Annotated in this window: 12 protein-coding genes; 8 read left to right on the top strand and 4 right to left on the bottom strand. The window is 67.4% G+C overall.

The features are described from left to right. From A5646_RS14045 to mqo, 3 genes are all read right to left on the bottom strand, one after another. A partial coding sequence (locus A5646_RS14045; protein ID WP_156765601.1) for an ATP-binding protein occupies nt 1-1,134 on the bottom strand: 1,134 nt, incomplete at its 3' end. Continuing rightward, complete coding sequence (locus A5646_RS14040) at nt 1,131-1,601, bottom strand: GNAT family N-acetyltransferase (RefSeq protein WP_066877891.1); 471 nt, start codon at nt 1,599-1,601, stop codon at nt 1,131-1,133. The genes A5646_RS14040 and A5646_RS14045, both read right to left, overlap by 4 nt. After that, the gene (gene mqo / locus A5646_RS14035; protein WP_082984735.1) at nt 1,598-3,124 is read right to left on the bottom strand and encodes a malate dehydrogenase (quinone); all 1,527 of its coding nucleotides are present in this window, start codon (nt 3,122-3,124) and stop codon (nt 1,598-1,600) included. Before mqo ends, A5646_RS14040 begins: the two co-directional genes overlap by 4 nt. 159 nt (nt 3,125-3,283) lie before the next feature. Here mqo and A5646_RS14030 point away from each other — a divergent pair, with 159 nt between their 5' ends. Continuing rightward, nucleotides 3,284-4,291, top strand: coding sequence for an alpha/beta hydrolase (locus A5646_RS14030; RefSeq protein ID WP_066866990.1), 1,008 nt, complete (start codon nt 3,284-3,286; stop codon nt 4,289-4,291). A 4-nt stretch (nt 4,292-4,295) separates the two neighbouring features. Further along, nucleotides 4,296-5,675 (top strand): mycothione reductase, encoded by a 1,380-nt coding sequence (gene mtr, locus A5646_RS14025; RefSeq protein WP_067022141.1) that lies wholly within the window; start codon nt 4,296-4,298, stop codon nt 5,673-5,675. A gap of 2 nt (nt 5,676-5,677) precedes the next feature. Here the strand turns inward: mtr and A5646_RS14020 are convergent, their stop codons facing one another. Next, nucleotides 5,678-6,169, bottom strand: coding sequence for a Fur family transcriptional regulator (locus tag A5646_RS14020; protein ID WP_067022139.1), 492 nt, complete (start codon nt 6,167-6,169; stop codon nt 5,678-5,680). A 157-nt stretch (nt 6,170-6,326) separates the two neighbouring features. Here A5646_RS14020 and A5646_RS14015 point away from each other — a divergent pair, with 157 nt between their 5' ends. From A5646_RS14015 to A5646_RS13990, 6 genes are all read left to right on the top strand, one after another. Beyond that, nucleotides 6,327-7,439 carry a HoxN/HupN/NixA family nickel/cobalt transporter gene (locus A5646_RS14015; RefSeq protein ID WP_066876125.1) on the top strand — a complete coding sequence of 371 codons (1,113 nt, stop codon included), beginning with the start codon at nt 6,327-6,329 and terminating at the stop codon, nt 7,437-7,439. A 99-nt stretch (nt 7,440-7,538) separates the two neighbouring features. Then, nucleotides 7,539-7,874 carry a hydrogenase maturation nickel metallochaperone HypA gene (locus A5646_RS14010; RefSeq protein ID WP_066870348.1) on the top strand — a complete coding sequence of 112 codons (336 nt, stop codon included), beginning with the start codon at nt 7,539-7,541 and terminating at the stop codon, nt 7,872-7,874. A gap of 28 nt (nt 7,875-7,902) precedes the next feature. After that, nucleotides 7,903-8,676, top strand: a complete 774-nt coding sequence (hypB, locus tag A5646_RS14005) for a hydrogenase nickel incorporation protein HypB (RefSeq protein ID WP_066870345.1) — start codon at nt 7,903-7,905, stop codon at nt 8,674-8,676. 256 nt (nt 8,677-8,932) lie between these two features. Beyond that, on the top strand, nt 8,933-9,988 hold the full coding sequence (locus tag A5646_RS14000) for a hydrogenase expression protein HypE (RefSeq protein ID WP_066870342.1): 1,056 nt from the start codon (nt 8,933-8,935) through the stop codon (nt 9,986-9,988). A 102-nt stretch (nt 9,989-10,090) separates the two neighbouring features. Then, nucleotides 10,091-11,890 carry a nickel-dependent hydrogenase large subunit gene (locus A5646_RS13995; protein ID WP_066870337.1) on the top strand — a complete coding sequence of 600 codons (1,800 nt, stop codon included), beginning with the start codon at nt 10,091-10,093 and terminating at the stop codon, nt 11,888-11,890. A 50-nt stretch (nt 11,891-11,940) separates the two neighbouring features. Further along, on the top strand, nt 11,941-12,868 hold a 928-nt coding region (locus tag A5646_RS13990), incomplete at its 3' end, for a NifU family protein (RefSeq protein ID WP_067022137.1).

Here is a 12,868-nt window from a genome sequence, read left to right as displayed (position 1 = left end):
CCGCCGCCCGGGCGCGCCCTCGCCGACACCGGGAACCCGCAGCGCGCGGGTGGGAAAGGTTTTCGACGGCGGCGCACTGGGTCTGGTCTTTGGCGGGGCCGGCTTGCCGTCCCGTGCCGAGTTCTGTTGCGACGCGGTTTCTTCCGCGTCGATGGACTGACCACCGCCGGGCGGGTCGGGATCGGGTTCGGGGTTGGGGTCGGGGTCAGGGTCGGAACCGGCCCGCGCCAGGGCCTCGTCCAGCTGGTCGCGGTCGATGCCCGGGTCGTCGAACGGGTCGCGGCGGCGCCGATGCGGCAACGCCAGTTCGGCGGCCACCCGGATGTCGGATTCCGCGACGGTGTCCGCGCCGCGCCAGGCGGCATGCGCGACGGCGGTGCGGGCCACCACCAGATCGGCGCGCATCCCGTCGACGTCGAACGCCGCGCACAGCGCCGCGATGCGCCGTAATTCGTTGTCGGGCAACACCACATCGCCGACGAGCGCGCGCGCCGCGGCGATGCGCCGGGCCAGCTCGGCATCGGCGTCGGCGTAGCGCGCGGCGAAACCCTCCGGGTCGGCCTCGTAGGCCATCCGCTGCCGGATGACCTGCACCCGCACGTCGACGTCGCGCGAGGCGTGGACGTCGACGGTGAGCCCGAACCGATCCAGCAGTTGCGGACGCAGTTCGCCCTCTTCGGGATTCATGGTGCCGATCAACACGAACCGGGCCTCATGCGAGTGGGAGATGCCGTCGCGTTCGATGTGCACCCGGCCCATCGCCGCGGCGTCGAGGAGCACGTCGACCAGGTGGTCATGCAGCAGGTTGACCTCGTCGACGTACAGCACCCCGCCGTGTGCCCGGGCCAGCAGGCCCGGCGAGAACGCGTGCTCGCCGTCGCGCAGCACCCGCTGCAGATCCAGCGAGCCGATCACGCGGTCTTCGGTTGCCCCGAGCGGCATTTCGACCAGCCCGGCGTCGCTGCCGGTGGCGTCGGACAGCAATGCCGCGAGGCCGCGCACGGCCGTCGACTTGGCGGTGCCCTTCTCGCCGCGGATCAGCGCGCCGCCGATCTCCGGGCGCACGGCGCACAGCAAGAGCGCCAGGCGCAGCTGATCGTGCCCGACGATCGCGCTGAACGGGTAGGGCTTCACCGTTTTGCCGCCAATCCCGAACCGGGCCGCAGCATGGGCACGTGCGGAACGCCGTCGTCAAGGAAATCGTCGCCGTCGCGCACGAATCCGTGCTGGGCGTACATCTCCGCCAGATACGTCTGCGCGTTGATCCGGCACGGGTAGTCGCCCACCTCGGCCAGCGCCGCGCGCAGTAGCCGGGTGGTGTGGCCCTGACCGCGCGCATTGCGTTTTGTACACAGTCGCCCGATCCGGAACGCCTTTTCACCCCCGGCGTGCTCCTCCATCAGCCGCAGGGTGGAGATCACCTCGCCGTCCGGCGTTTCCAGCCAGAAGTGCCGGGTTTCGGCCAGCAGGTCCCGCCCGTCCAGTTCCGGATAGGGGATCGCTTGTTCGACGACGAATACCTCCACCCTCAGCTTGAGTAACTCGTAAAGTGTTTGAGCGTCAAGATCTTTGGCCCAAATACGTCGCAGTGCTTCTGTCACTGGCGCCGCTCCTCCTCATCGCTTGCGGGAGCTACGCCCGCATCGCTCAACCCCAAAACCCGCGTTCCCCAGGAAAAGACTTCGTCGTACAGCGCCGGCTCATCCGACAGCGTCGCCCCCAGCGACGGGACCATCTCTTTGAGCGCGGGCAGCCACGACTGAAAGCGGGTGGCAAAACAGCGTTCCAGCACACCGAGCATGATCGGCACGGCGGTCGACGCCCCCGGAGAGCCGCCGAGCAGGCCCGCGATGCTTCCGTCGGCCGCACCCACCACCGTGGTGTCGAAGTCGAGCACCCCGCCCTTGCGTTTGTCCCGCCGAATCACCTGCACCCGCTGACCGGCCACCGTCGGCTCCCAATCCGAACCCTGTGCGCCGGGGGCGAATTTGCGCAGCATGCGCAGCCGGTCCGGGACGGACAGCCGCAGCTGGCCGACCAGGTACCTGACCAGCGTCAGCTGCGTGATGCCGACGCCGACCAGGGAGGCCAGGTTGTTCGGCTTGACCGAACGGGGCAGATCGGTGAAGTGGCCGTGTTTCAAGAACTTCGGCGACCAGCCGGCGTACGGGCCGAACACCAGCCACGGCTTGCCGTTGACATAGCGCAGGTCGAGATGCAGCGCACCCAGCGGCGGGGCGCCCGGCGCGGGCGCGCCGTATACCTTGGCGCGGTGCGCGGCCGTCAGCGCCGGGTTGTCGGCGCGCAGGAACCGCCCGCCGATCGGGAATCCCGCGAAACCTCTCACCTCGCCGATGCCGGACTTCTGCAACAGCGGCAGCGCGTCACCACCTGCCCCGACGAAGACGAATTTGGCGTTCAGCCGGTGCTTTTCGCCGGTGCGCCGGTTGCGGACCAGCAGCGTCCAGGTGCCGTCGGGCTGGCGGGACAGGTTGCGGACCTCGTTACCGAACAACGCGGTCGCGCCGCTGCGCACGCAGAACCCGACGAGTTGTCGTGACAGGGCACCGAAGTCGACGTCGGTGCCGTGGGCGGCCCAGTTCAGCGCCGTCGGTTCGGAGAAGTCGCGCCCGGCGGACATGAACGGTAGCCGGCGGGCGAACTCACCGGGGTCCTCGATCAATTCGATGCCGGCGAACAGCGGGTTGGGCGCCAGGGCCCGTTGCCGTCGCCGGAGGTAGTCGACGCGCTGCGCGCCGCGCACGAAGCTCGCGTGCGGGATCGCGGTGAGGAATCCTCGGTCGGTCAGGATGCCGTTCTCGACGGCGTAGGCCCAGAACTGGCGGGTCACCTGGAATTGCTCGTTGATGCGCACCGCTTTGCTGATGTCGATCGAGCCGTCGGCGCGCTGTGGCGTGTAGTTCAGCTCGCACAGCGCCGAATGCCCGGTGCCGGCGTTGTTCCAAGGGCTGCTGCTCTCGGCGGCGACGGCGTCCAGGCGCTCCACGAAGGTCATCGACCAGTCCGGCTGCAGGCGGCGCAGCAACGCTCCCAGCGTCGCGCTCATGATGCCTGCGCCCACCAGCACGACGTCCGTCCGCGTGGTTGTGGCTAGCGCTGACACCGGCTTGCTGGTCCTTCCCTTGACTGGGCCGATCCTCAGGTTATCCCGAGGCCATGTCGCCGCGAACGGCGTGCGGCACCCCGTGGCCAGCAAAAGCTCTAAGCTGGCTTGGTGAAAGGCGGGGCGACTGGCGGGGTGACCGGCGAAGCGACCGGCTGGGTGCCCGATGTCCTCCCCGGTTATTGGCAGCGCACCATCGTCCTGGGGTCCGATCCTGCCGGCGAGGGTGACATCGTCGCGACCCTGATACGGCGCGGCCCCGAGTCCCGGCAGTCGGGCCGGCGGCCTGATGGGCGCGCGGTGCTCGCGGTGCACGGTTACACCGACTACTTCTTCCACACCGAACTGGCCGACCATTTCGCGGCCCGTGGCTTCACCTTCTACGCGCTCGACCTGCACAAGTGTGGGCGGTCGCGGCGCGACGGCCAGACGCCGCACTTCATCACCGACCTCACCAACTACCAGACCGAACTCGACCAGGCGCTGGCCGCGGTCGCAGAACACGGCCAGGTGCTGGTGTACGCGCATTCCGCGGGTGGGCTCATCGTGTCGCTGTGGCTGGACCGGCTGCGCCGACGAAACCCGGCCGCCCACGCGGCCGTTCGCGGCCTGGTGCTCAACAGCCCGTTCTTGGAGTTGCCCGGGCCGCCGATCCTGCGGCATTCCGTGACGGTGGCGCTGATCGCGGGCCTGTCCCGGGTGCGGTCCAAGGGGGTGGCCCGCTCGCCGGGTGAGGGTGGCTACGGCACCACGTTGCACCGCGACTACGGCGGCGAGTTCGACTACGACCTGCAGTGGAAACCGGTCGGCGGCTTCCCGATCACCTTCGGTTGGCTGCACGCCATCCGCCGCGGCCAGGCCCGGCTGCATCGCGGCCTGGACGTCGGTGTGCCCAACCTGATCCTGCGCTCGGACCACAGTGTGCACGAAAGCACCGATTCGGCGGCCATGCAGCGCGGCGACGCGGTCCTCGACGTCACCCAGATCGCCCGCTGGGCCGGCTGTATCGGCAACCGCGGCAGCGTAGTTCCGGTGCCCGACGCCAAGCACGACGTGTTCTTGTCGCTGCAGGGGCCACGCGAAGTCGCCTATCGGGAGCTGGACCTCTGGCTGGACGGCTACCTGCGCGCCGACAACGACGCCTCGGCATCGCTGCGAAAGGGGTGACGGCTTGGAGACTTACGACGTCGCGATCATCGGAACCGGTTCTGGCAACAGCATTCTCGATGACCGGTTCGCCGAAAAGCGGGTGGCGATCTGCGAAGAGGGCACGTTCGGTGGCACCTGCCTGAACGTCGGGTGCATCCCGACGAAGATGTTCGTCTACGCCGCAGAGGTAGCCCAGACCATCCGGGGCGCGGCGCGTTTCGGCATCGACGCACGCATCGACCAGGTGCGCTGGGACGACATCGTCTCGCGCGTCTTCGGGCGCATCGACCCGATCGGGGTCAGCGGTGAGGATTACCGGAACGCCGCACCCAACATCGATGTCTACAAGCAGCACACCCGATTCGGTGGCGTGCAGGCCGACGGCCGCTACCTGTTGCGCACCGATGCGGGCGACGAATTCGCGGCCGACCAGGTGGTGATCGCCGCCGGGGCACGAGCGGTGGTGCCCCCGGCGATCCTCGAGTGCGGCGCCCGCTACTACACCAGCGACACGATCATGCGAATCTCGGAGCTGCCCGAGCATCTGGTGATCGTCGGGGGCGGCTTCGTGGCAGCCGAATTCGCCCACATCTTCTCCTCGCTGGGCTCGCGGGTCACCCTGGTGATCCGGGGCTCTGCCCTGCTGCGGCATTGCGACGACATCGTGTGCAAGCGCTTCACCCGCATCGCGTCGAGCAAATGGGAGCTGCACACCCACCGCAACGTCGTGGGCGCCGAGAACGAGGGCTCGGACGTCGCGGTGGAACTCGACAACGGGCACACGGTGCACGCCGACGCGCTGCTGGTGGCGACCGGGCGGGTCTCCAACGCCGATCGACTCGACCTCGAGCAGGCCGGTGTCGCCGTCGAGGACGGCCTGGTGGCCGTCGACTGTTACCAGCGCACCACGGCGCGTGGCGTCTTCGCCCTCGGCGACGTCTCCTCGCCGTATCAGCTCAAGCATGTCGCCAACCACGAGGCGCGCGTCGTGCAGCACAACCTGCTCTGCGACTGGGACGACACCGACGCGATGGCACTCACCGACCACCGCTACGTGCCGTCGGCGGTGTTCACCGATCCGCAGATCGCCTACGTCGGGCTGACCGAAAACGAAGCCATCGCACAGGGTTTCAAGATCTCGACCAAGATTCAGGACTACGCCGACGTCGCCTACGGCTGGGCGTCGGAGGACACCACCGGAATCGTCAAGCTCATCGCCGAGCGCGGCACCGGGCGGCTGCTGGGCGCGCACATCATGGGAACCCAGGCATCGTCGATCATTCAGCCGTTGGTCCAGGCCATGAGTTTCGGACTCACCGCGGCGGAGATGGCCCGCGGCCAGTACTGGATCCATCCGGCGCTGCCCGAGGTGGTGGAGAACGCCCTACTGGGCCTGCGCTGACCTCAACGCCGGCGCGAGCGCGCGTCGCCCTCGTCGTCCTGGCACTGCGGGCACAGGCCGTGCAACGTCAGCCCCGCCGCCTCCGAGAGCGCGAAGGAACTGCCCGCCATCGCGTGCTCGAGCGCCGAACTCAGCTGCCGGGCGGGCACCTCGATGATGGTGCCGCAGTTCGTACATACCGCGTGATGGTGCGGCGCGGTGGCCAGCCCGTAGGTCGTCACGCCGCCCTCGAGCGTCAACGCGTGCAACACCCCCTGATCGACCAGCGTCGTCACCGTGCGGTAGACGGTCGCCACGTCGGGCGCATGGGTGCCGGGCGGCAGGCATTCGCGCAGCCGCTTGTCGATCTCGGCCACCGGCAGGTGACCGTTGACGGGCTCGAGCACCGCCAGCACCTGAATTCGCGAGGCCATCCGCCGCAGCCCCCGAGCGCGCAGCAGATCGCCGATCCGCTCGGTGACCGACGCATCCAGTACCGACGGGTTGGGCGTCACCGGTTCAGTGTCGTCCCCATGCGGCCGGATCGCCAGTCCCGGGCGCGATCGGCGGCACGCGAATTCCTGCGACTCACTTGCATCTGGCGAGCCGCGGTACTTACAGTCGTGCCGGTTGTCTCAGCCGATACCGCAAGGACGCGCCGGAAGGACCCCAGTGGCCAGCACCGAGATCGACCGGCGGCCGTCACGGACGAGCAGGCTTCGCGGCGCCCTGACGCGGGCGGAGCGGTGGCGGCTGGCGACGATGCTGGCGGTGATCGTCGCGCTACACCTGCTCGGCTGGCTCACCATGATTCTGCTCGTGGCACCGGCCCAATACAGCTTGGGCGGCAAGGCATTTGGTGTCGGCATCGGACTGACGGCCTACACCCTGGGCATGCGGCACGCGTTCGACGCCGACCATATCGCCGCTATCGACAACACCACCCGCAAGCTGATGAACGATGGGCAACGCCCGCTGGCGGTGGGCTTCTTCTTCTCCCTGGGCCACTCCACCGTGGTGTTCGGGCTGGCCTTGCTGCTGGCGTGCGGGGTGAAGGCGGTCGTCGGCCCGGTCGAGGACGACTCCTCGACGCTGCACCATTACACCGGGCTGATCGGCACCAGCGTCTCGGGCGTGTTCCTCTACGCCATCGCGCTGCTCAACCTCATCGTCCTGGTCGGCATCCTGCGGGTGTTCACCCGACTGCGGCGGGGCGAATACGATCCCGACACCGACGCGGCCGAACTGGAACGGCAACTGGGCAACCGTGGGCTGATCAACCGGTTGCTCGGCCGCTTCACCAAGTCGATCACCAAGTCCTGGCACTGCTATCCCGTCGGGCTGTTGTTCGGGCTTGGTTTCGACACCGCCACCGAGATCGCCCTCCTGGTGCTGGCCGGCACCAGCGCCGCGGCCGGGCTGCCCTGGTACGCCATCATGTGCCTGCCGGTGCTGTTCACCGCGGGCATGTGCCTGCTGGACACCATCGATGGCTCGTTCATGAATTTCGCCTACGGCTGGGCCTTTTCCAATCCGGTGCGCAAGATCTACTACAACATCACCATCACCGCGCTGTCGGTGGCCGTCGCGTGGGTGATCGGCAGCATCGAACTGCTCGTCCTGTTCGCCGACCAGTTCGGTTGGCGGGGCGCGTTCTGGAGCTGGATCGGCGGGCTGGACCTCAACGCGATCGGCTACATCGTCGTCGCCATGTTCGTCGCCACCTGGGCGGTGGCCCTTCTCGTCTGGCGCTACGGACGCATCGAAGAGAAGTGGACCTCCTGAGTCGACCAAGAGCCCGACCGCAAATCGCCGTTCGGGTGTAGAACAGTGCTCATGGGCTCGTTGGCCTGCGCCCGGCTCGCGGATCGCCGGTGATCGGCGATGCACGAGCTGTCGCTGTGTGAAGCGATCGCCGGTGTGGTCAGGGATCACGCCGCCGGCCGCCACGTCGACGTGGTGCGGGTGCGGGTCGGTGCGCTGCGCCAGGTGGTGCCCGAGTCGCTGTCCTTCTGCTGGACGCTCGTCCGCGACGCCGAGGACATGCCGGACGCCGAACTCGAACTCGAATGCGTCGGCGCCGAAGTCCGGTGCCGCGCCTGCGGCGGGCAGTCCGAGATCACCTCGCCCTGGTCGATCTGGTGTCCGCGGTGTGACAGTCCCGACGTCGAGGTGCTGCGCGGCGACGAATTCCTGGTGACCTCGCTGGACGTGTCATGAAAAAGATGTCTCGTGAAAGGCGTTGACGATGGGTAGATTTCATCGGCACGACGACGGGACCGTGCACACCCACTCCCACGATGACCTCCCGCACGACCACGACCGCGGCGACCACAGCCGCTATCAGACCGGCGGCCAGCGCGTCGAGGTGCTGGAGGCGATCTTCGCCGAGAACGACATGCGGGCCGACGCCAATCGGGCGGCGTTCGAGCGCAACGGGGTACGCACCCTCAACCTGATGAGCTCCCCGGGCTCCGGCAAGACCACCATCCTGCAGGCCACCCTCGACGAACTCGCCGGCGACCTGGCCATCGGGGTGATCGAGGGCGATATCGCCACCGACCTGGACGCGGCCAAGCTCAGGGGCCGCGGCGCCCAGGTGTCACTGCTCAACACCAGCAACGGATTTGGTGGCGAGTGCCACCTCGACGCGCCCATGGTCAACCGGGCACTGCGCGGCCTCGACCTGGCCGCGCTGGATTTGGTGGTCATCGAGAACGTCGGCAATCTGGTCTGCCCGGCGGAATTCGACGTCGGCGAACACGCCAAGGCCATGGTCTACTCGGTGACCGAGGGCGAGGACAAGCCGCTGAAGTATCCGGTGATGTTCCGGTCGGTCGACGTGGTGCTGCTGAACAAGATCGACCTGGTGCCCCACCTGGACGTGGACGTCGACAGCTACATCGCCCACGTCCGCAAAGTCAATGCGACAGCGTCGATTTTGCCGGTCAGTGCCCGCACCGGCGATGGTATGGCCGCGTGGTTCGGCTGGCTGCGGCGCTTCGCCACGGATGAGGACTGAACGGCGCCTCCGCCCGCGCACTCCTGCGAAACGTTCGCAGGAGCAGCGCCCCGTTTCGACGCAACCGTCGCGGCGGATCAGCTAAGCGCGACAAGGCTTTTCACCACTGTACAACACGTGCCTACTAATCAGTAATGTCGAACCGTTGACAACGCCCAATAGCGGGAGTAGACCCAAAAAATAGCGCTGCGCAAGTGGGCCGACGGTCGACTCCGGCGGCGCCAGGAGCCCCAGCCCGGCTCCGGAAAGCTGCAGCATGCCAACGGAAGCAGCAGTCAAGGCAGAACAAACATTGATCCATGTTCTATGGATAAACGCGGGCCTCAGTTGTGACGGCGATTCGGTGGCATTGACTGCTGCCACCCAGCCCAGCGTCGAGGAGATCGCCTTGGGAGCGTTGCCCGGACTCCCCCAGGTCGCGGTGCACTGGCCCCTGATCGACTTCGAATGCGGACCCAACGGAGGCGCGGACGACTTCCTGGAGTGGTTCTTCAAAGCCGATCGCGGCGAGCTGGAACCCTTTGTTCTCGTGGTCGAAGGCTCCATCCCGAACGAGAAGATCAAGGACGAGGGCTATTGGTGCGGCTTCGGCAACGACCCCGCCACCGGGCAGCCGATGACCACCAGTGAGTGGCTCGACCGGTTGGCGCCCAAGGCCACCGCCATCGTGGCGGTGGGGACCTGTGCCACCTACGGGGGCATCCACGCGATGGCCGGCAACCCGACGGGGGCGATGGGCGTGCCGGACTACCTGGGCTGGGACTGGAAGAGCAAGGCGGGCATCCCGATCGTGTGCGTGCCGGGCTGCCCGATCCACCCGGACAACCTGTCGGAGACGTTGACCTACCTGCTGTACATGGCGACCGGTCAGGCACCGATGATCCCGCTCGACGACGCGCTACGGCCACAGTGGCTGTTCGGCAAGACCGTGCACGAGGGCTGCGACCGGGCCGGCTACTACGAGCAGGGCGACTTCGCCACCGAGTACGGGTCGCCGAAATGCATTGTGAAGCTTGGCTGTTGGGGACCCGTGGTCAAATGCAATGTGCCCAAGCGCGGATGGATCAACGGCGTCGGGGGTTGCCCAAACGTCGGCGGAATCTGCATTGGCTGCACCATGCCGGGGTTCCCGGACAAGTTCATGCCGTTCATGGACGAACCGCCGGGCGGCAAGATCTCGAGCACCGCGTCGGGCTTGTACGGAGCCGTGATTCGCAGTCTGAGGGGTATCACGGAACGCACCGTCGACAAGGAGCCGCGGTGGCGCCACAACGGCGACCAACTCACCACTGGAGCGCGCCGCACCTGGTAGGTCACCTACCGGGTCGGTGCGCTCCTTATCCACATTCGTAGCCGAAGAGCCGTCGCCGCATCAGCCGACGCGCAAGCAGCCACAGCGGGAAGAAGTAACGCGATGACAACCATCAGCCCTGAAGCCACCCAAGCCAAGCGGGAACCTGGCCAACTGGTCGACATGGCCTGGGACCCCATCACCAGGATCGTGGGCAGCCTGGGCATCTACACCAAGATCGACTTCGAGAACAAGGAAGTCGTCGAGTGCCACAGCACCTCGTCGATCTTCCGCGGTTACTCGATCTTCATGAAGGGCAAGGATCCTCGCGACGCCCACTTCATCACCAGCCGCATCTGCGGCATCTGCGGTGACAACCACGCCACCTGTTCGTGCTACACGCAGAACATGGCCTACGGCGTCAAGCCGCCGCATCTGGGCGAGTGGATCGTCAACCTCGGCGAGGCCGCGGAATACATGTTCGACCACAACATCTTCCAGGAAAACCTGGTCGGCGTGGACTTCTGCGAGAAGATGGTCTCCGAGACCAATCCGAGCATCCTGTCGCTGGCCGAGAAGACGCCCGCCCCGCACGCGGACGCCCACGGGTACCGGACGATCGCGGACATCATGCGCTCGCTCAATCCGTTCAGCGGTGAGTTCTACCGCGAGGCGCTGGTGGTCAGCCGCTGGACGCGAGAGATGTTCTGCCTGATGGAAGGCCGCCACGTGCACCCGTCGACGCTCTACCCCGGCGGGGTAGGCACCGTCGCGACCGTCCAGCTGATGACCGACTACATGACGCGCCTGATGCGGTACGTCGAGTTCATGAAGAAGGTCGTGCCCATGCACGACGATTTGTTCGACTTCTTCTACGAGGCCCTGCCCGGCTACGAGAAGGTCGGGCTGCGCCGGACCCTGCTGGGCTGCTGGGGCTCCTTCCAGGACCCCGAGGTGTGCAACTTCGAATACAAGGACATGGAGCGCTGGGGCAACGCCATGTTCGTCACCCCGGGCGTGGTGGTGGACGGCAAGTTGGTCACCCATTCGCTGGTGGACATCAACCTGGGCATCCGAATCCTTTTGGGCAGTTCGTATTACGACGACTGGACCGACCAGGAGATGTTCGTCAAGACCGATCCGCTGGGCAACTCGGTGGACCGACGCCACCCGTGGAACCAGCACACCAACCCGCACCCGCAGAAGCGCGACATGGAAGGCGGCAAGTACAGCTGGGTGATGTCACCGCGCTGGTTCGACGGCAAGGACCACCTGGCGCTGGACACCGGCGGCGGCCCGCTGGCCCGGCTGTGGTCGACGGCGCTGGCCGGCCTGGTCGACATCGGTTACGTCAAGGCGACCGGCAACAGCGTCAAGATCAACCTGCCCAAGACGGCACTGAAGGGGCCCGTCGAATTGGAGTGGCACATCCCCAAGTACGGCAGCAACACGATCGAACGTGACCGGGCGCGCACCTACTTCCAGGCCTACGCGGCGGCGTGCGCTTTGCACTTCGCCGAGAAGGCGCTCGAGGAGATCCGCGCCGGGCGCACCAAGACGTGGGAGCGCTTCGAGGTGCCCGACGAGGCAATCGGATGCGGGTTCACCGAGGCGGTGCGCGGCGTGCTCAGCCACCACATGGTGATCCGGGACGGCAAGATCGCCAACTACCACCCGTACCCGCCCACACCGTGGAATGCCAACCCCCGCGACAGTTTTGGCACCCCAGGCCCGTACGAGGACGCGGTGCAGGGGCAACCGATCTTCGAGGAGAACGGCCGGGACAGCTTCAAGGGGATCGACGTCATGCGCACGGTGCGCAGCTTCGATCCGTGCCTGCCATGTGGTGTGCACATGTACCTGGGCAAAGGCAAGACGCTCGACAGACTGCACACGCCCACCCAGTCACCCGCTGCGGAGTGACACATGGCGGAGCCGGGCGCAGCGGGTCGGCACCGTTAAAGGAGTGACGCATGGCGGATCGCCCGGCGAACCCCGAGACCGACACGCAGTGGCGCACAGCTGGCGATCGGATCCAGACACTGCTGGATTCCTGCGCCGCGGGCGGGGCCGCCGCGTATGACCATGCGCAACAACTGGTTCGCGAGGTAGTCGGGCTGTACGGCGCCGGGCTGGAGCGGATCATGCGGATGGCCGCCGAGCCCCGGCCGGACGGGGGGCTGGTCGAGCGGCTGGCCACCGACGACCTGGTGGCCAGCCTGCTCCTGGTGCACGGCCTGCATCCGCACGACGTGCACCGCAGGGTCGCCGATGCGCTGGATCGGGTGCGCCCCTACCTGGGTTCGCATGGCGGCGACGTCGACCTGCTCGAGGTCGTTCCAGGCGAACGCCCGGACGAATTCACCGTGCGGCTGGCGTTCACAGGCAGCTGCAAGAGCTGCCCGTCGTCGGCGGTCACCCTGGAGCTAGCCGTGCAGGACGCGGTTCGCGCGGCGGCGCCGGAGGTCTCCTCGATCGAGGCGGTCGCCGCCGCCGACACGACCGGTCCGGCGGGCGTCATCCCCGCCGAATCGCTACTGGCGCACGTGCATTCGAACGGACATGGACCTACCACCTGGCACGCGGCCCCCGAGCTTGCCGAGCTGCACCCCGGTGACGTCGCGGGATTCGTCATCGACGGCGTGACCCTGCTGGCCTGCCGGGTGGGTGACCGGACATTCGCCTACCGGGATCACTGCCCGGTGTGCGCCGCCTCGATGAAGGGTTCCCAACTGCGCGAGCGGCTGCTGCGCTGCGCGGGCTGCGGGACGGATTTCGACGTCGTCCACGCCGGAACCGCGGCGGTCGACGGTTCGGCCGCTCATCTCGAACCGATTCCCCTGCTGACTCACGACGGCCTGCTGTCGGTGGCGTTGCGGGCCGACGCGATGGGCGCGCCGG

The sequence above is a fragment of the Mycobacterium sp. 1245499.0 genome (assembly GCF_001673615.1).
Taxonomy (GTDB): Bacteria; Actinomycetota; Actinomycetes; order Mycobacteriales; family Mycobacteriaceae; genus Mycobacterium; species Mycobacterium europaeum_A.
The sequence above is the reverse complement of the archived record's forward strand: the minus strand, read 5'-3'. Positions and strand labels throughout refer to the sequence as shown.